The organism is uncultured Amnibacterium sp. (genome assembly GCF_964245895.1).
Classification (GTDB): domain Bacteria; phylum Actinomycetota; class Actinomycetes; order Actinomycetales; family Microbacteriaceae; genus Amnibacterium.
In genome coordinates this window covers 1-18672 of sequence record NZ_CAXTOQ010000059.1, presented here as the reverse complement: position 1 = coordinate 18672, position 18672 = coordinate 1, and the positions used below count along the sequence as shown (strand labels likewise).

At 72.5% G+C, this 18672-nt stretch carries 17 protein-coding genes; 10 read left to right on the top strand and 7 right to left on the bottom strand.

Annotated elements, in window-relative coordinates:
* From ACFE60_RS09960 to ACFE60_RS09950, 3 genes are all read left to right on the top strand, one after another.
* Positions 1–932: MFS transporter (locus tag ACFE60_RS09960; RefSeq protein WP_375388701.1), on the top strand; the 932-nt coding region annotated here is incomplete at its 5' end.
* Between the two features lie 65 nt (positions 933–997).
* Complete coding sequence (locus ACFE60_RS09955; RefSeq protein ID WP_375388700.1) at positions 998–1516, top strand: nuclear transport factor 2 family protein; 519 nt, start codon at positions 998–1000, stop codon at positions 1514–1516.
* A 2-nt stretch (positions 1517–1518) separates the two neighbouring features.
* Positions 1519–2724: an LLM class flavin-dependent oxidoreductase gene (locus ACFE60_RS09950; RefSeq protein WP_375388699.1), complete on the top strand. Its 1206-nt coding sequence runs from the start codon at positions 1519–1521 to the stop codon at positions 2722–2724.
* Between the two features lie 7 nt (positions 2725–2731).
* Here the strand turns inward: ACFE60_RS09950 and ACFE60_RS09945 are convergent, their stop codons facing one another.
* Both ACFE60_RS09945 and ACFE60_RS09940 read right to left on the bottom strand, forming a co-directional pair.
* A complete protein-coding gene (locus tag ACFE60_RS09945) occupies positions 2732–3037 on the bottom strand; it encodes a hypothetical protein (RefSeq protein WP_375388698.1) in 306 nt (101 codons plus the stop codon).
* Positions 3034–4224, bottom strand: a complete 1191-nt coding sequence (locus tag ACFE60_RS09940) for a flavin reductase family protein (protein ID WP_375388697.1) — start codon at positions 4222–4224, stop codon at positions 3034–3036. The genes ACFE60_RS09945 and ACFE60_RS09940 overlap by 4 nt, the downstream gene beginning before the upstream one ends.
* Before the next feature lie 195 nt (positions 4225–4419).
* On the opposite strand from ACFE60_RS09940, the gene ACFE60_RS09935 reads away from it, so the two are divergent.
* Positions 4420–5418 carry an amidohydrolase family protein gene (locus tag ACFE60_RS09935; RefSeq protein ID WP_375388696.1) on the top strand — a complete coding sequence of 333 codons (999 nt, stop codon included), beginning with the start codon at positions 4420–4422 and terminating at the stop codon, positions 5416–5418.
* Positions 5419–5514: 96 nt separating this feature from the next.
* Positions 5515–5814 (top strand): hypothetical protein, encoded by a 300-nt coding sequence (locus ACFE60_RS09930; protein WP_375388695.1) that lies wholly within the window; start codon positions 5515–5517, stop codon positions 5812–5814.
* Positions 5815–5817: 3 nt separating this feature from the next.
* Here ACFE60_RS09930 and ACFE60_RS09925 read toward each other — a convergent pair whose 3' ends face one another.
* Entirely contained in the window at positions 5818–6759 is a 942-nt protein-coding gene (locus tag ACFE60_RS09925; RefSeq protein ID WP_375388694.1) for a LysR family transcriptional regulator, read from the bottom strand.
* 174 nt (positions 6760–6933) lie between these two features.
* Here ACFE60_RS09925 and ACFE60_RS09920 point away from each other — a divergent pair, with 174 nt between their 5' ends.
* Positions 6934–8283 (top strand): MFS transporter, encoded by a 1350-nt coding sequence (locus tag ACFE60_RS09920; protein WP_375388693.1) that lies wholly within the window; start codon positions 6934–6936, stop codon positions 8281–8283.
* 76 nt (positions 8284–8359) lie between these two features.
* On the opposite strand, the gene ACFE60_RS09915 is transcribed toward ACFE60_RS09920, so the two are convergent.
* Positions 8360–9895, bottom strand: coding sequence for an LLM class flavin-dependent oxidoreductase (locus ACFE60_RS09915; protein ID WP_375388692.1), 1536 nt, complete (start codon positions 9893–9895; stop codon positions 8360–8362).
* A 382-nt stretch (positions 9896–10277) separates the two neighbouring features.
* Between ACFE60_RS09915 and ACFE60_RS09910 the strand changes: the two genes are divergently transcribed.
* From ACFE60_RS09910 to ACFE60_RS09895, 4 genes are all read left to right on the top strand, one after another.
* A complete protein-coding gene (locus ACFE60_RS09910) occupies positions 10278–11276 on the top strand; it encodes a fumarylacetoacetate hydrolase family protein (RefSeq protein WP_375388691.1) in 999 nt (332 codons plus the stop codon).
* 92 nt (positions 11277–11368) lie between these two features.
* Positions 11369–14104, top strand: coding sequence for an alpha/beta fold hydrolase (locus tag ACFE60_RS09905; protein ID WP_375388690.1), 2736 nt, complete (start codon positions 11369–11371; stop codon positions 14102–14104).
* Positions 14101–14952 carry an ABC transporter permease gene (locus ACFE60_RS09900; protein ID WP_375388689.1) on the top strand — a complete coding sequence of 284 codons (852 nt, stop codon included), beginning with the start codon at positions 14101–14103 and terminating at the stop codon, positions 14950–14952. Before ACFE60_RS09905 ends, ACFE60_RS09900 begins: the two co-directional genes overlap by 4 nt.
* Before the next feature lie 66 nt (positions 14953–15018).
* Positions 15019–15663: a DUF2064 domain-containing protein gene (locus ACFE60_RS09895; RefSeq protein ID WP_375388688.1), complete on the top strand. Its 645-nt coding sequence runs from the start codon at positions 15019–15021 to the stop codon at positions 15661–15663.
* Here the strand turns inward: ACFE60_RS09895 and ACFE60_RS09890 are convergent.
* The 3 genes from ACFE60_RS09890 to ACFE60_RS09880 all read right to left on the bottom strand — a co-directional run.
* Positions 15649–16113: a hypothetical protein gene (locus ACFE60_RS09890; RefSeq protein ID WP_375388687.1), complete on the bottom strand. Its 465-nt coding sequence runs from the start codon at positions 16111–16113 to the stop codon at positions 15649–15651. The genes ACFE60_RS09895 and ACFE60_RS09890 overlap by 15 nt on opposite strands.
* A complete protein-coding gene (locus tag ACFE60_RS09885) occupies positions 16110–17387 on the bottom strand; it encodes a molybdopterin-dependent oxidoreductase (RefSeq protein ID WP_375388686.1) in 1278 nt (425 codons plus the stop codon). The genes ACFE60_RS09890 and ACFE60_RS09885 overlap by 4 nt, the downstream gene beginning before the upstream one ends.
* A gap of 164 nt (positions 17388–17551) precedes the next feature.
* The coding region (locus tag ACFE60_RS09880; RefSeq protein ID WP_375388685.1) for a hypothetical protein at positions 17552–18672 on the bottom strand (1121 nt) is incomplete at its 5' end.

Below are 18672 nucleotides of genomic sequence, written 5' to 3'. Positions count from 1 at the left end.
TGTCGGTCGGCCTGCTGATCATGGGCGTCGGCTACACCGCGGCGCTCGCGGTGGTCCTCGCGCTGATCCCGGACCACGTGCCGGCGCGGCGCCGGGCGTTCGCCTCCGGCCTGCTCGGGATCACCCAGGCCTTCGCGATCCTCGTCGGCGTCGGGGTCGCCGGCGGGCTCGCGAAGCAGTCGCTCGCCGCCGCGTTCATCGTGCCCGGCGTCGTCGGCCTGGTCATCGTCCTGATCCGGGTGCTCACGCTGAAGGACCGCGTCCTGCCGAAGGGCTCGGTGCCGCCCTTCCGCTGGAAGGACTTCATCTCGTCCTTCTACACGAACCCGTTCAAGCACCCCGACTTCGGCTGGGCCTGGATCAGCCGGTTCCTGCTGTTCCTCGGCTTCGCGGGCATCGTGAACTACCAGGTGTTCTTCCTCTCCGCGCAGCTCGGCATCGCCCCCGCCGACTCGGCCGGCTTCATCCAGCGGGGCCTGCTCGCGCAGGCCGTCGCGCTGATCGTCGCGAGCCTGATCGCCGGGCTGGTCTCCGACCGGCTGAAGCGCAGGAAGATGTTCGTCTTCGCGTCCGCCGTCTTCGGCGCAGCCGGTCTCACGGTCTTCGCCACCGCGACCACGATCCCCCAGTACCTCGTCGGCATCGCCATGGTCGGGCTCGCGCAGGGCACCTACTACGCGGTCGACCTCGCGCTCGTCGCGGACGTGCTGCCGGACAGGGATCGGAACGCGGCGAAGGACCTCGGCGTCCTGAGCATCGCCACGCAGGGGCCGACCGCCCTGATCCCGGTCTTCGCGCCGCTGCTGCTCGCGGTGCCGTTCGGCAACATGGTGGCCGGCTCGACGAGCAACTACACCGCGCTGTTCCTCGGCTCCGCGGTGTTCGTCGTCCTGGCCGCGATCGCGATCCTGCCCGTCCGCGGCGTCCGCTGAGCGCGAGCGCGCTGCCGCCCGCTCCCCTTCCCCTTCCCACGAGACACCCGATGGAGACACCCCCGATGGCACTCAGCACCGCCCCCCAGGACCCGGCCGAGCGGCTCGCCTGGCTCACCGACCGCGAGGAGATCCGCGCGCTCGCGATCGAGTTCGCGCGGTCCATCGACAGCAAGGACCAGGCGTCGTACGCGCAGACCTTCGCCGAGGACGGCGTGGCCGTGCTGCCCTTCGGCGAGTTCAAGAGTCGCGCGACCATCGCCGCCATGCACGGGCCGCCAGCGCACATCGGCACCCACCACCTCCTCGGCCAGACCGTCATCGACCTGCACGGCGACACGGCGACGGCCAGGACCTACCTGTCCGTGACGCACGTCTTCGAGCCGACCGACAAGACGCAGAAGGCGCACTCGGGCGGGTGGTACGAGCAGGAGCTCGTCCGCACCGCCGAGGGCTGGCGGTTCGCCCGCGTGCAGCTGGTGGTCCTGTGGGAGGACCCGCGGCCGATGCTCGACAACCACGGACCCGATGCGCCGGGCGCAGCGCTGGCCGCGGCCGGCAAGTCGATCACGTCAGGGCTGTGAGCGTGGGCGTCGAGCACCTCCCGAAGGAGCAGAACCGGCTGCTGAGCAGCCCGAACCCGCTGAAGCTCGTCACCTTCGGCTTCAACAGCAGCGGCGGCCAGACGGTCACGACGGCGGAGGGCACCCCCACGGGCGAGTGGTCGCAGAACCTCCGGATCGCCAGGGCGTCCGATGCCGCGAACTTCGAGGGCGTGCTCCCCGGTGCCCGCTGGGCCGGCTTCGGCGGTCCGTCCGACTTCCAGGCCCGGTCGCTGGAGAGCTTCGCCTGGGCGGCCGGGGTCGCGGCGGTCACCACCCGCACGGCGGTGTTCTCGACCTTCCACGTGCCGACCGCGCATCCGGTCCGGGTCGCGAAGACCATCGCGACGATCGACGAGATCGCACAGGGCCGGTTCGGGCTGAACATCGTCGCCGGCTGGTCGGCGGACGAGATCGGCATGTTCGGCACGCCGCAGCGCGAGCACGACAACCGGTACGAGTTCGCGGACGAGTTCTTCGAGGCGCTGGAGGCGCTGTTCACCACGAAGGGCTACTTCGACTTCGACGGCCCCGAGTTCTTCACCATCAAGAAGGCGTTCTCCGAGCCGAAGCCCGTGCAGACCCCGCACCCGGTCTACATGTCCGCCGCGGTGTCGCCGCGCGGCCGGGAGTTCGCGGCGCGGTGGTCGGACATCAGCTTCCAGAACATCCGCGACTTCGCGGCGCAGAAGCCGCAGATCGAGCAGACGAAGGCGAACGCCCGCGAGCAGTACGGGCGGGAGCTGCAGGTCGCGGCGAGCGTCATCATCGTGTGCGCGGACACCGAGCAGGAGGCGAAGGACTACTTCCACTACTACGTGGAGGAGAAGGGGGATCGCGAGGCCGCCGAACGGCTCGTCCGCACGCTGTTCCCCGAGGTCCGCGACCCGCAGGGCAACGTGCGGAAGATGCCCGACGAGATGATGGGGTTCATCGTCAAGGGGATGATCGCGGGGCACGGCGCGGTGCCGCTGATCGGCACCCCCGAGCAGATCGTGGAAGGCATGGTGAAGGTCGCCGACGCCGGGATCGACATCTGCACCCTGGGGTGGGTCGACTTCGAGGCGGGGATCAGCCAGTACGTCGCGCAGATCCATCCGCTGATGGTGCAGGCGGGCCTCCGCGTGGACGAGGAGCCGCCGCCGCCGCTGGACCTGGGGACCTACCCGACGCCGTCCTCGCGCGGCTGAGGCGGCCTCAGCCGCCGGCCGGATCCGAGCGCTCGACGTGCGCCCGGATCCGGCCGGCGGTGTCGACCCACCCGTGCTCCGCCGCGAACGCGGTCATCGAGTCGAGCGACGCCGTCCGGTCGGCGCCCCCGTCGTCGCGCAGCACGGTGGGGCGCAGCCAGACGTGCTCCCCGTCGTCGTCCATCCGGCCCACGCCGAGCAGCCGGACCGCCGCAGCGAGACCGGCCGGAGGCAGGGAGGTGCGCACCGCGAGCGCCGTGAACACCTGCGGCTCCACGAGCTCGGCGGACGTCGCGGTCACCACGACGATCATGCGGGCTGCTCCGCCTCGGCGACCGGCGCCCGCCCGCCGATGCGCTCGGTCATCGCGGCCGCGGCCGCGAGCGCCCGGCGGATGGCGGCCTGGACGGCGGACCGGTCCGACAGCCCCGCGAGGCCGCTCGAGGACACGACCAGCTCCACGGAGCCGTCCGGCCCGAACACCGGCACCTGCACGGCGCTGACCTGCGCGGGCTCCAGCAGCTCGGTCGCGCTCGTCACCGCGGTCTGCTGAGCCATGTCCGCCCACAGCCGGGCGAACGACGCCCGCCGCGGACCGGCGTCCTGCATGACGCCCTCGAACCGGTCCGCCAGCACCTGGTCGCCGCTCAGCCCGTACCCCCGCCGTCGGACCGCGGCGAGCAGGGCGGCGAGGCCCGGCCGGTCCACCGCGCCGAGCAGGTGCCGCGAGCCCTCGATCCAGGCCGTCTGACGCATCGGGCTGGCCCACGCCACGAACAGCGGCGCGATCGGTGCGGCGAACGGGAACGCCGATCCGATCCGCCGGGCTCCGGCGTCGCCGACGGTGTCCCGCGGACGCGCGACCCCGACCACGACGACCGAGTCGCGGACGAGGGTGCTGACGACGACGTCGGTGCCGGTCGCCTCCGCGAGCCCGCCCACGATGTCGGAGGCCGCGTCCGCGATCCGCAGCTGCCGGGCCAGCGACTCCGCGTCGAACTCGTCCGACGGCACGGCGAAGGCCCCGTACCCGCCCCGCCGGAACAGCAGCGGCAGCCCCGCGTCGGCGTCGCCGACGCCGAAGTCCGTCACCCGTGCCACGACGAAGTCGTGGTCGCCGTACGTCCGCTGCGACTCGATCTCCGCGTCGAACCAGGCCACCGCGTCGCGCAGCCGACGCATTCCGTTCTCGGAATGTATGAAGTCGGCCCGGTCGAAGCGGTCGGGCGCCTTCGCGACGAAGGCCCGGCAGAACGCCTCGTGGCTCGCGCCCAGCACGCTCGCCGAGAACCGGCCGGCCGCCGAGACGAGCGGGAACGTCGTCGACGTCGCGTCGGGGAAGAAGCCGATGAGCGGAGGGTTCTGCGACACGGCCGTGAAGCTGCCGACGATCATTCCGACGGGATCGCCGGCCGCGTCGTCGGCGCTGATCAGCGTCACACCGGTGGGGTACTCGCCGAGCACGGCCCGCCACCAGTCAGATTTGAATACGTCGGCCATGAGATGCCTCCTTCGGCCGGACCATGATGCGGCACATCGGCACGATTCCGACAGCCGTTCGCGCATCGCGTTCCCTGATGCGCATATCTCCGATTCCGGGTTCCTGGCGTCCCTCCCGGCTGCGAGGCTGCCCGTGTCCGGCCGACGAAGCCCTCTCGTCGCCGACGCGGTTCGGCCGCGAGAAGGAGCACCCTGATGCGCATCGACGTGCACGCCCACTACTGGCCCAAGTCGTACATCGACGTCATGGTCGAGGAGGGCCGCCCCGACGCCGCGCGGGCCGCGCAGCCCGACGACCTGGACGCGCGGCTCGCGGAGATGGACTCCGTCGGGGTCGAGCGGCAGTACTTCTCCGCGATCGGCCTCAACACGGTCATGCCGACGGCGAGCGGCTCCGTGCGGGCGGCCCGCCACCTGAACGACCTGTACGTCGACATCCGCGAGCGGACCGGCGGCCGGATGGACGGGTACGCGACGATCACGCTGCCGTTCGTGGACGAGGCCATCGCCGAGGCGAAGCGGGCGCTCGAGGACCTGCACCTCGTCGGGATCGCGCTCCCCTGCTACATCGACGGCAGGACGCTCGACGCGGACGAGTTCGAACCGCTCTGGGCGTACCTCGACACGCAGAAGGCCGTGGTGTACGTGCACCCGTCCGGCTCCGACAGCGCGAACGTGGCGGGCCTCGCCGACTTCGGCCTGAACATGCTGCTGGGCTCGACCATGCAGGTGGCCATGACGCCGCTGCGGCTCGGCATCCGCGGCGTCACGACCCGGTACCCGAACGTGCGCTTCATCTTCGCGGTCATGGGCGGAACGCTGCCCTACCTCTGGGAGCGGTTCGAGACGAACCTGATCCGCGGCCTGAAGGCGGTGGAGGCGGCCGGCCCGAACGTGCCGCCGTTCTTCAGCTGGATGAAGGGCGGCTCGTTCACCGTCGAGGACCCGATGCGCGTGTTCCGCAGCAGCTTCTACTACGACACGAGCGTCCAGGACATCCCCGCCTCGCTCGGGTTGGCGCGGACCTCCGTCGGCATCGACCACGTCCTGCTCGGCAGCGACGCGACCTTCGCCTCGTTGACGGAGGCGGTGCATCTCGTCGAGGGCACCCCCGACCTCACGGCCGAGGAGAAGACCGCGATCCTCGACGAGAACGCCGAGCGGCTGTTCCGCTCCGCCGGCGTCCTCGCCTGAACCCGACCCGACCCATCCCACCGGCCACCGGCCACCGGCCACCGGCCACCGGCCACCGGCCACCGGCCACCGGCCACCGGCAGCGAAGGAGCGACCATGGCACTCGACGGCACCTGGAACCTCAGGATCACGACCCCGATGGGGGTCAACTCGCAGCGGCTCGACCTCGCCACCGACGGCGACGCGGTGTCCGGCACCGCGCACACGATGGGCGGGGAGGTCCCGCTGCAGGACGCCGCCTTCGCGGACGGCCGGCTGACGTTCACGATCGAGGTGACCGCGCCCTTCCCGATGACCATCCGGATGTCGCTCGCGATCGACGGCGACACGGTCACCGGCACGTCGCAGGCGGGCGCCTTCCCCGAGGCACCCGTCGAGGGCGAGCGCGCGGCCTGACGATCAGGGCCGACCGGCGGTCTCCACGGAGAACTGCCGGCGGCCCACCTCGGCGAGCATCGTGCGCATCCACACGTGCGCCGCGTCCTCGTCGAACCTCGCGTGCCAGTACAGCGACGCCGTGAGCCCGGTCGACTCGTAGGGGCACTCGAGGATCCGGAGTCCCCCGTTCTGGACGAGCATCCCGGCCAGGTGGCCGGGGACGAGCGCGAGTCGGTCGGTGCCCCAGATGAACATCGGCACCGTCAGGAACCCGTCGACGATGCACGCGATCCGCGGCTCGACGCCGGCGGCCCGCAGCTGCAGGACCGCCGGGCTCGGGTCCCGCCTCGTCTGATGCGTCAGCACCAGCGGCAGCCGCCGCAGGTCGTCGATGGTGAGCTCGTCGCCGACCACCCCGTTCGTCGTCGCGGCCAGCCACACCCACCGGTCCCGCAGCACCTCCACCGACCGGGCCCCCATCAGGGCTCCGGTGGGCAGCATCGTCGCGTCGTTCGACTCGAGCAGGTGCAGCGTCTCCGGCGGCCGGTTCGCGGCGTTGTTCATGAACCGGAACGAGGCGCGCGGGGCGAGGACCGCCGCCCGGTCCGTCGCGGCACGACCGACGGTCGCGTGGGTGTAGTCGGAGCCGAAGATCGAGAACTCCCGCTCGAGCAGCTCAGGGTCGAACTCCACGTCCTTGCGGAACACGCGCTCGACCGCGGCGAGCGCGGTCGTCGTCGTGGCTGTGAGGGTCTGCGCGAACGGCGTCAGCTCCCACGAGTTGCCCCGCCGGACGAGCAGCTGGTCGTCGAAGTGCTCCCGCAGCCTCGCGAGCGCGCGGCTGAGGGAGGGCTGGCTCAGCTGCAGCCGGACCGCTGCCCGGGAGACGCTGCGCTCCTGCAGGATCGCGTCGAGCGAGGCCAGCAGACGGACGTCGAAATCGTCGTGGACCCCATCGCTCACCCCCTCAGAGTACGCAGTTCATGCCCTCCACGCTATATACGTCCAGCGCATGCCGGTGATGACGGTGTTGGCGGTTCCGCGCGGCGTGTCGCGGTGTCACAGTGAGCGCCAGCCACCGCGTGCGCGCGCCTCAGCAACCGTCCAGCGACACGCGTCGACAGAAGGACGTCAACGATGACCACTCCGCTCGACAAGCCCACCCCGCCGTCGGGGACCGCGCCGTTCCTCGTCGCGCCGCCGGTCCCCGAGCTCATGCTCGAGGCCGCCGATCCGATCAAGGTCGGGTTCCGGTTCATCTTCGTGATGGGGCTCGCGAACTTCGGCGTGTGGATCGGGCTGCTCAGCTACGTGACGATCGGCCTGCAGCTGAAGGTGTCCGCGCTGATCGCGGACCCCGCGGCGCGGCCCGGGGTGCTCGGGATCATGCTCACGATCGGCTCGATCTTCGGCGTGCTGGCGAACCCGATCGCCGGCAGGCTCTCCGACCGCACCACGTCGCGGTTCGGGATGCGGCGCCCGTGGCTTCTCGGCGGCGGCGTGCTCTCCCTGATCGGCAGCCTGGTCATGGCGTTCACCCCGTCGATCCCGCTGCTGATCATCGGCTGGGTGCTCACCCAGGTGGGGATCACGGTGTCGCTCGCGGTCCTGCTCGCCGTGCTGCCGGACCACGTGCCGGTCAAGCGGCGAGGGATGATGTCCGGCCTCCTCGGCATCTCGCAGTCGCTCGCGGGCCTGCTCGGGTCCGTCCTGGCCTTCTCGCTCAGCACCGTCTCCCTCGTGCTCGCGTTCGTGGTGCCCGCCGTCATCGCCGTCGTCACGCTCACGATCGCCGCCTTCGTGCTGCAGGACCGCCACATCACGAAGGAGGAGCTGCCTCCGTTCAAGCTCTCGACGCTGTTCTCCAGCTTCGTCGTCAACCCGTTCAAGTACCGCGACTACGGGTGGGCGTGGATCAGCCGGTTCATCAACTTCCTGTCGGTCGGCGCGGTAGGCATCTTCGGCCTCTTCTACCTGCAAGCGCAGCTCGGCCTCGACCAGCGGGCCGCGGCGGGCCTGATCCCGCTCAGCGTGACCGTGCAGGTGCTGACCATCCTGGTCGTCAGCGGCATCGCTGGTGCGCTGTCCGACCGCCTCGGTCGCCGCAAGCTGTTCGTCATCATCGCGTCGCTGATCAACGTCGTCGGTCTGCTCTGCTTCGCCTTCACGTCGAGCGTGGCGGTGTTCCTGATCGCCACCGCGCTGCTCGGCCTCTCCCAGGCGGTCTACTTCGCGGTCGACCTCGCGCTGATGACCGACGTCATGCCGAACAAGGAGCTCGAGGGCGGCAAGGGGATCGGCGTGTTCAACCTCGCCAGCTCCCTCCCGACGCTGATCGCCCCGGTCCTCGCGCCCGCGTTCCTGCTCGTCCCCCTGCTGTCGCGGTCGTCGGTACCGGGGCAGAACTACACGTTCCTGTTCGTGGTCAGCGCGGTGGTCGCGCTGTTCGCGGTCATCACCATCTTCAAGGTCCGCGGCGTCCGCTGACCGTCCCGCCGCCCCACGGACGGAGGAGGGGCCCGGATCGTCGATCCGGGCCCCTCCTCCGTCCGCTCCGAGGGGCTCAGCCCACGAGCACCGCCCGCTTCGCGGTCGCGGGCGCCGGCGGGAAGACGCCGGCCTGCGAGGTGCCCGACATGGCGTCGCCGTCGACCTCCAGCGAGAACCGGATCGACATCGGGAACGGCAGCTTCGCCTCGACCACGAACGACAGCTCGTCGCCGTCGACCACGCCGCTCCGCACCTCCAGCGAGCCCGAGTGATCGGTGGCGGTGCCCGTCACCTCGCCGCCGTCCGCTGCGAGGTCGAGGTCGTACTTCGAGACCCCCATCGGCGTGCGGATCTCGAGCTTCCACGCACCGCTCGGATCGACGGTCGGCGCCCCGGCCACCCGGATCCGCTCGCGCATCGGCGCAGCGCCGGACGGCGCGACGTACGCGGGATCGGTGGCGTCGGCGAGCAGGCCGCCCTCCCGGGTCCTGCCGAGGTGCACCGGCTCCAGCTCGTCGTCGACCAGGTCCGGGAACAGCTCGTTGCCGATGTTCGGCAGCACCTCGTCGACGAAGAGGCGGAACGACTTCTCGACGAGGTCCTTGTGGAACATCCCGGTGTTGAAGCGGACGTTCAGCTGCTGCACGCCGAGATCCCGGTAGGCCAGGATGTCGCGGACCACGTCGTCGGGACCGCCCGCGGTGACCCACGAGCGCAGGAAGTTCACGTTCGCGGGGAACTGCTCGGACCCGTCCTCGACGGCCTCGACGGGGACCCGCGCCATCTCCTGGAACGAGCGGTGGTCGTCGACGCGGTTCATCATCGGCATCCGGCCGGCCATCGCCTCGGCGGTCGCCCAGCCGTCCTCCTCCGTCGTGCCGACGAAGACCTGGCGGGTGACGAGCGACTTCCGTGCCGCGTCGGCCTGCACCGCTGCGCTCAGCCCGGCCTCGGCCATCAGGTCGCGGTGGCGGGCGAAGAGCTCGGCCGCCTTGTCCTTCGGGGTGGGGCCGAGGAAGACCGGGAGCCCGCGCTCCGCCGCCGCCGCGATCATCGCGGGGGTGTTGGAGCCGATGGCCAGCTGCGCACCGCCCCGCCGCCAGGAGACGGGCATCATGCGCCCGAACAGGCCGCCGGAGTCCCACTTGCTGTCCATGATCAGCGGCGCGTCGCCGGCCTTCACCAGCCGCGCGCGCTCCAGGTAGTCGAGCTTCGACATGAACGAGTCGACCCGGTCCTCCGGATCCACGTCGAAGATCTTGAAGTCCGGCGCCATCCCGACGCGGCCCGCGCTCATGCCGAGCAGGAACCGGCCCCGGGTGAGCAGGTCGAGCAGGTTCGACTCCTCCGCCAGGCGGAGGGGGTTGTGGAACGGGAGGGGCACGATCGTGGTGCCGAACCAGGTCCTGCCGAGATGCGGCGCGAGCCGCGAGCCCATCATGAACGGGTTCGAGTAGGGCTCGCTCCCGCCGAAGTGCTGCTCGCCGAACGTGACCATCGCGATCCCCGCCTCGGCGGCGCGGATGGACTGGTCGATGCAGAGCTCGATCTGTGGAAGGTCCTGGGCCTCGTTCATCGCGATCGGTCCCATGAACACGGAGATGTGCATCAGCACTCCATATCTGAACGGTCAGCGGCCGGCGACGCGCCGAGAGCGCTGCGAGAGAGGGGACCGTCGCACGACGGTCCCGTGGCGCGGGAAGCGGCCGGAGGATCGGCGCGGTCCGCGTCGCCGACCCGCCGCGGCGGTCGGTGCTCGGTCGTCATCGTCGGCTCCGGTTCTCCCCGAGGCAGGCTCCCTCCCCCGCGACGCGGAGGGAAGCACCGATGACGGATGCGCTGATCAGCACGCTGGATGCGCCGTGGGCGCCGCCGATCGGCGGCATCCGCGTCCGCGATCCGCGCATCCCGGATCGGGCCTGGCCGGGGGTGCTGCGAAGCGTCCACACTGGGTCTGCCGCGCCCATGCGGCGGTTGGAGACGGTGGCTGCATGCCCGCTGCGTCCGAAGGCGATCCCGCCGTCGCGCTCGTCCGGTTCCGCGTCGCTCCGGACGCGCCGGCGGAAGCCGGCGTGCTCCTGAACGGTGTCGTCCACCGGCTCGACCTCGCCGGGCTCGGCACGACCTCGATCAACGACGTCATCGAGCGCTGGGCGCAGCTGGGCCCGCTGCTGCAGGACCTGCGCGGTCGGCCGGGGCTCGCGGTCGAGGACGTGACGCTCGCCGCTCCCGTCGAGCCGAGGCAGGTGCTGCAGACCGGCGCGAACTACCGCGAGCACGTCGTCGACCTGGCGGTGTCGCACCGTCCCGCCGACGATCCGAGGACGGAGGCCGAGGCCAGGGCGGACGCGGGCCGTCTCATCGACGAGCGCGCGGCGAGCGGCGACCCGTACCTCTTCATCGCCCTGCCGCAGACCGTGGTGGGCCCGGACGTGCCGCTCGCCATCCCGCGCTCGAGCGATCGGACGGACTGGGAGCTCGAGCTCGCCGTGATCATCGGCCGGCGCGCGTTCCGCGTCGGCCGCGCGGAGGCGCTCGAGCACGTGTGGGGCTACACCGTCGCGAACGACGTCACCCGCCGCGACCTGGTGTTCCGCCGGGACATGCCCGCGATCGGCTCGGACTGGTTCCGGGCGAAGAACGCCCCCGGCTTCACGCCGACCGGCCCGTTCGCCGTGCCGGCGGAGGCGACCAGGTCCCCGTTCGCGCTGCGCCTCGACGTCGACGGCGAGACGATGCAGGACGCCTCCACCGACGACCTGCTGTTCGACGTCCCCGCGCTCGTCGAGGCCGCGTCGCAGACCATCCCCCTGCTGCCGGGCGACGTGCTGCTCACGGGCAGCCCCGCCGGGAACGGGCAGGCGCGCGGGATCTTCCTCCGGCCCGGGAGCACGATGGTCGGGTCGATCTCGGGCCTCGGCACCCAGCGCGTGCGATGCGTGGCGGAGGGGCGGAGCGCGCACCCGGAGGAGTCGAGCACCGCGACGTGACGTCCTGATCCAGGACGGGTCGCTCACCCGACGGGCGCACGATGTTCGTCGTTCCGCACCCCGCCGCGTGCAGCACCCCTCAAGGTGTGAGGATGCGCGCTGACCGGATCCGGTCGAGGCGGTGGTTCCGCACGGTCGTCCTCACGATGGTCGTGCTGTGCGCAGGGACCGTGGGCGCACCGCACGACACCGCGGCCGCGGCGCCCATCGAGCCCGGTTCCGCCGGCTCAGCGGCTCCCCGCAGCCGATTCATCGAGGTGCCCGACTCTCCCGGAGGCGTCGGCCGCATCCGTCTCGACACCGACCTGTACCTGCCGGCGAGGCTCCCGGCGCCGGCCGTGCTGCTCGCGCACGGCTTCGGGCAGGACAAGTCGGCGCTGGCGCCCGAGGCGCAGCGCCTCCGGAGCGAGGGCTACGTCGTGCTCGCGTACTCCGCGCGGGGGTTCGGGCGGTCGACGGGCCGGATCGGGCTCGACTCCCTGGACGGGGAGGTGCCGGACGCGCGAGCGCTCGTCGACGTGCTCGACCGCGACCCCGCGGTGCTGCACCGCGGCGGAGATCCTGTGGTCGGCGTCGTCGGCGCCTCCTACGGCGGTGCCCTCGCCCTGATGCTCGGGGCGACGGATCCGCGCATCGACTCGGTGGTCGCCGGCATCACCTGGAACGATCTCGCGCAGGCGCTCGATCCCGTGTCCGCGGGCTGGCTTCGCGGAAGTCCTCGAGGAGCACCGCGAGCGCGACTGTTCAAGGCCGCCTGGACGTCCCGCCTGCTCGGCACGGGAGCAGCCGGCAGCTCCGACCCGTGCAGCCGCTTCACGGCGCGGCTCTGCGGGATCTACCGATCGCTCGTCACGGGCGGTGCGCTGACCGACGCGGATCTCGCGCTGCTGCAGCGCTCGTCGCCGAGCACCGTGCTCGGCGGCATGACCGCCCCGACCCTCCTGCTGCAGGGGCTGCAGGACTCGCTGTTCGGTCTCGACCAGGCGGACGAGAACCGACGGCAGATCCGCGCGGCAGGTGCGACGGCGCGGGTCGAGTGGTTCGACGGCGGCCACGACGGCGACGGCGTCGCCGGCACGGAACGCGCGACCGACGACTGGCTCGATGCCACGCTGCGGCGGGGCGACGTGCCCAGCCGTCGGTTCGAGTACGACGTCCCCGCGAGCGCCACCTCCTTCCCGGAGCACCACGTCATGACGCGGTACCCGGGGCTGTTCGGCACGGTGCGACCGGACCTCGTCCGGCTCGACGGTGCGGAGCAGACCGTGGTGAACCCACCCGGCGGTCAGCCGGCGTCGGTGACCTCGTTGCCCGGCGTCGGCGTGGACAGCGACGTGGGCATCGCGGCGAACGGGGTCCTGGCGCCGAGGAACCCGCCCGGCCAGGCCGCGCGGTTCGTGTCGTCCGTGCTCCCCGCGCCGGTGGTGCTCGTCGGCGGCGCCGGCGTCCGGGTCCGCATCATGCCCATCACCGCGGCGGCGCAGGACGTCGTGCTGTTCGCGCAGGCGACGGCGCTCACCGGGTCGATCAGCCGGACCCTGCCTGGCGGCGTCGCGCCGATCCGGCTGCGCGTGCCGGAGGGAGGCGGCACCGTCTACGTCTCGCTGCCCGCCACGACCTGGCGACTCGCCGCGGGCGACCGGATCGCGGTCACCTTCCGCACGACGGACAGCCAGTTCATCGGCTCCACGACGCCCGCGGCGTTCCGTCTCTCCGCGGACGCGATGCTGCTCCCGAGGCTCACCACGCGGTCGGGCTCCGGCGGCATCGGTCAGCCGGGTCGAGCCGTGCTCGATCGGATCGGCGTGCTGCTCGCCGTCGCGCTGCTGCTCATCCTCGCGGCGGTGGTCGTCGGCCGGCTGCGGAGGAGGGCGGCCCGGTCGATGGAGGAGGGGGCCGCGCACCCGCTCGACCCCGCGCCGCCGCTGCGGGTCCGCGGCGTCACCAAGCGCTTCCGCTCGGGCTTCGTCGCGGTCGACGACGTCTCCTTCACCGTGCAGCGCGGCCAGATCGTCGGGCTGCTCGGCGAGAACGGCGCCGGGAAGACGACGACGATGCGGATGCTGCTCGGCCTCGCGCGCCCCGACTCGGGAACGATCGAGGCGTTCGGTGCCGACGTCGTGCCGGGAGCGCCGGTCCTCAGGCGGATCGGGTGCTTCATCGAGGGCCCCGGGTTCCTGCCGCACCTCTCCGGGCGCCGGAACCTGCGGTTGTTCTGGGCCGCGACCGGGCGGCCGAGGAAGGACGCGCGCCTCGAGGAGGTGCTCGCCGTCGCCGACCTGGGGCCGGCGGTCCTCCGCAGGGTCGGCGGCTACAGCCAGGGGATGCGCCAGCGGCTCGCGCTCGCCCAAGCCATGCTCGGGATGCCCGACCTGCTCGTGCTCGACGAGCCCACGAACGGGCTCGATCCGTCGCAGATCGTCGCGCTCCGCGGCGTGCTCCGCCGGTACGCGGACGGCGGGCGGACGGTCGTGGTCTCGTCCCACCTGCTCGCCGAGGTCGAGCGCACCTGCAGCCACCTCGTGGTGATGTCGCACGGCCGGGTGGTCGCGGCCGGACCCGTCGACGACCTGGCCGGAGGCACCGACGAGCTGCTGCTCGAGGTCGACGACCAGGCGGCCGCGATCACGGCGGTCGACGCGCTGGCCGTCCAGCGCGTCGAGGCGTCCGGCTCGACCGCCATCCGCGTCCTGCCAGGCGCCGTGCGGACGGCCGACGTGATCGCAGCCGTCGTCGGCGCCGGGGTGGGGGTCGCCGATCTGCGTCGCGAGCGCCACCTCGAGGAGGCGTTCCTGGACCTCGTCCGCGACGGCGGGTCCGAGCGATGACCGCCGAGGACGCCGCGGCCACCGCCTGGCCCAGGCGCGCCGCGCTCCCGCTGCGTGTCGAGCTGCTCCGCCAGATCAGCCAGTGGCGTGTGCTCGCGGCCGTCGGGGTGCTGCTCCTGCTGCCCGTCGTCGTCCGGGTCGCGTTCCTCCTCGGCGGAGCGCAGCCGTCGCAGACCGGCGGGGACCTCGCCGCGCTCGCGCAGGCGTCGGGCGGGAGCTTCGCCGCGTTCGTCGTGCTGGTCTCGGGCGGATACCTGGTCACGATCGTCACGGCGGTGCTGTTCGGCGACCTGATCGCCGGCGAGGCCTCGCGCTCGACGCTGAAGTACCTGCTCGCCATCCCGGTCCCGCGCGTGCGGCTGCTCGGCGTGAAGGCGGCGGCCGCATCCGTCGTCCTCGTCGTGGGCCTCGTCGGCATGGCCGCCGTCGCCCTGCTCGTCGGGGTCCTCTCCTACGGTCCCGGAGGCATGCAGATCCCGAACGGTCCCCGGCTCGACCTCGGGCAGACGGTCGCACGGCTCGCCCTGACCACCGCCGTCACGCCGTTCGGCCTGCTGTGGGCCGCGGCGCTCGGTGTCCTGCTCACGGTGCTGACGGACTCGCCGCTCGCGGCGGCGGGCGGGGTCGTCGTCGTCGCCATCGTGACCACCACGCTCGATCAGGTGGAGGCGCTGAAGGACCTCCGACTGTGGCTGCCGACCCACTACGCGTTCGCGTACCAGCAGTTCCTGCTGCAGCCCGTCGACCTCCGGCCCATCGCGGACGCGCTCGCGAACGGGCTGCTCTGGGTGCTCGTGCTCGGCCCGGCAGCGGCCTGGTGGTTCCACCGCAAGGACATCGGCGGGTGACGGCCGTCACCGCTTCGTAAGCGGATCGCCGGACCGTCCACGGGGATGCCTGCTTACGGTCGGAGCATGCGGCTCGTCGTCATCGCGAAGGAGTGCCTTCCCGGGCGGGTGAAGACGCGGCTGACCCCGCCGCTGAGTCCCGTGGAGGCCGCGTCGCTCGCCTTCGTCAGCCTCCAGCAGACGCTGGACACCGTGCGCGCGGTCGACGTCCACGAGCGGGTGCTGCTGCTCGACGGCGAGCCGGACGACCTCGACACGAGGGGCTTCCACATCGAGGCCCAGGTCGGCGGCGGACTGGACGAGCGGATCGCCGTGGCGTTCGACGCACGGTCGTCCCCGGTGCTGCTGATCGGCATGGACACACCGCAGGTGTCACTCGGGATGCTGCAGTCCGTCGTCGACGACGAGGTCAGCGACGCGTGGTTCGGTCCTGCCACGGATGGCGGGTTCTGGGCCCTCGGACTCCGGGAGCCCCGCGGCGATCTGGTCCGCGGCGTCGCGATGTCCCGCGCCGACACCGGGGAGGTCCAGCTGCGTCGCCTCCGACGTGCGGGGCTCGGTGTCCGACGGCTCCCCGCGCTCACCGACGTCGACCGGATCGAGGACGCTGTCGCGGTGGCGCACGTCTCGGCCGGGAGCCCGTTCGCGGCGGCGGTCCGGTCCCTCGGCCTCCTCGCCCGGTCGCCTCAGGCGGTGTCAGCGGGACGCTGACATCGCGCCCCCGGCCCGGGATCGGCGATCGCGACGCCGCCTCCCGGCGAGCACGACCCCGACCGCGGTCGCCGCGGCGACCACGAGCACGCCCCACACCCCCGCCAGGTTGGCCGCGTAGTCGAGCGGCAGCACGGACGGGTTGCGGGTGCCCAGCTGCTTCGCGTGCATCGCGGGCAGCAGCAGCACGCTGGCGATCCCGCCGACGACCGCGGCGACCTGGACGATCGCGATCGCCGCGAGAGGCACCCGTCCGGTGGTTCGTCGGAGCAGCCACCCGACCCCGAACAGCAGCGGGGACAGGATCGCGTCGTGCAGCAGGATCGCGACGGCGAACCAGACGGCGAGCCCGACGAGCCCGACCGGCTTCACCGTGGTGAGCAGCAGCCACGCGCCCGCGAGCAGCCCGACGACGCCGATCCCGATCAGCCCGCCCCGCACCGCGCTCACCGAGCCTCCAGCGCCGCGAGCCACTTCGTCTGCAGCACCCCGGGCCTGGCCGGGGCGATGAGCCGGGCCGGGAACCCGTGGTCGAGATGGAGCACGGCCCCGTTCACCTCCAGCGCGACGAGCGTCAGGGGGTCGTCGACGAAGTTCGCCTCGAGCAGCGTGTGCGCGTAGGCGCCGACCTGCAGGCTCCGCACCGAGAAGGGCCGGCGGGAGGCGCCGACGAGCGCCGCGAGATCGCGGAACCGCACGCCGCGCCACTCGGCGGAGGTGGACCACCCCTCGACGCACGCGATCGGCAGCACGACCGTGGTCTGCGGCATCCCGCGCAGGTCGGCGAGCGTGAGGGTCCGCTGCGCCTGCGCGCCGGAGACGGTGAGCGACCAGTCGGGCGACTTCGCACGCTCGAGCACGCCGGCCGCCCTCGCCGTCTTGTTGACCGGCAGGTTCTGAGGTCCCCGTCCGACCTGGCGCGGCCCGAACACGTCGAGCGGCGCGAGCGCGGGCACCGTCTGCCCCGCCGAACCGACGACGGCGACCGCGGTGCCGATGCCGACCGCGCCGACGAGGGTGCGACGGCTCACGGGCTCCGTCGGTCGTCGAGCGCGGTCCAGGCGTCGCTGCAGGAAGCCGGTGATCCCTCGCGACGGGCGCACGTGCTCGCGCAGCTCCCCCTCCGCCGGCCCGACCGGCAGGAGCCGGCCGTCGTCGTCCACGCTGTCGCGTCGCCGCCACCAGCGGGCGATGATCGGCAGCTTGACGCCGATGTGCAGGGCGAGCGAGGCGACGATGATCCACGCCAGCGCGAAGTGGGTGGCCCGGTACGAGAACGGCCACGGGTACCACTGGAAGGTGTTCAGCAGGCCGATGGCGAGCTGCACCAGCGACGACGCGACGAAGAGGGCGATCGAGGCGCGCTCGAGGAGGCCCAGCAGCGTCTTGACGGGCGGCCACGCGAACAGCAGCGGGAAGACCGTGTACAGCTTCCCGAGCAGCAGCGGGATGCAGGCGATGCCCGCGGTGACGTGCACGCCCTGGGTCACCCGGTAGAGCCATTCGGGCCGGCTCGGGAACGCCATCCCGGGCAGGGGCGCCTGGATGAAGTGGCTGTAGAGCCCGGTCGCGAAGCACACCAGGAACGCCGCGCCGAGCAGGCGGCCGATCACCACCGCGGTCCGAGGATGACGCGCCGGCGTCTCGAGCGTCGCCTGCGCGAGGCGCGCGCCGTGCTCGAGGATGCCGTCGCCGGGTCGGACGGTCGGCCGATCCCCCCTCATGAGCACCGGCTGACGTCGGGCGCGGCGATCATCGCCGGGTGACCCATCCACGGCTCGCTCACGAGTACGTCCTCCCGCGGCCCACACGGAGGTGGACCGTCCGCGACGCTAGACGCGACCGGCGGCGACGTCCCGGCGATCCCCTTACGAGACGATGACGGTGGTCACCACGCGGTGTGGAGGAGGTGCTCCACCACCAGCGCGGTCAGCGCCCCGGCCGCGAGTCCGGAGCGGCGCCACCTCGCGGACAGCAGCGCGGTCCCCACCAGGAGCCACGGCACGAACGGCTGCCAGATCCGCTCCACCTCGGATCTGCTCAGCATCGAGAGGTCGGCCGCGACGACCATCCCCGCGGCGGCGAGCGTCAGGAGGACGACGGCGCAGTCGCCCGAGGTCCCCTCGACCGTCCGCAGGCGGGCGAACGACGCCGCGACCCCCGCACCGACGATCGGGCCGGCGCTGATCGCGAGCACCGCGAGGTCCGCCCAGATCCAGTAGAGGCCGGGACGGCGGGTCGCGACACCGGCCCAGTAGCGGTCGACGAGCACCGGATACGCCTCCCACCACGCGAATCCCGCTGCGGCGAAGGCCGCGGCGACGGCGACGGCTGCGAGCACCGCCACCGGCAGCACGCGGAACGACCGCGCGGCGAGCAGGATCGCGATCGCGAGCAGCCCGAGCAGTGGCATGCCGTACGACAGGAACACGCTGAACCCGAGGAGCAGGCCGGCGGCCACCGCGACGAGCGCGCCGCGCGATCGCCGCGGCGATGTCGCCGCGACCGCGAGGCAGCAGAGCCCCCAGGCGGCGATCGCGCCGAACGCCGCGTCCGCCGTCACCCCGATCCAGACTGCCGCTGGAGCCAGGACGAGGATCGGCGCCGCGCGGCGAGCCGCGGGCTCCGCGCCGAGCCGGCGAAGGCAGATCAGCACGGCGACCGGTGCGGTAGCCGCGATGCCGATCGACACCAGCCCGGACGCGAGCCCGTTCCCGAGGCCGATGCGCACGAGCAGCACGAAGACGAGGAGCGCGCCCGGCGGATGCCCAGCCACGTGCACCGGCCAGTGATCGGGGGCGGTGAGCGGGATCCGGTCGACGAACCCGCGGAGCATCGCACCCACGTCCGTGACGGCCTTGGCGGGTCCGAGGTACTCGGCCGGGTTCTCGTACACCCTGCTGATCCCGGGGAGTCCGTCGACGGTCGCGAGACTCACGATCCAGGCGACCGCGACGAGGAACGAGCCGGCGAGCAGCGACGGCCACGCGCTGCGCTCCGCGAGGCAGG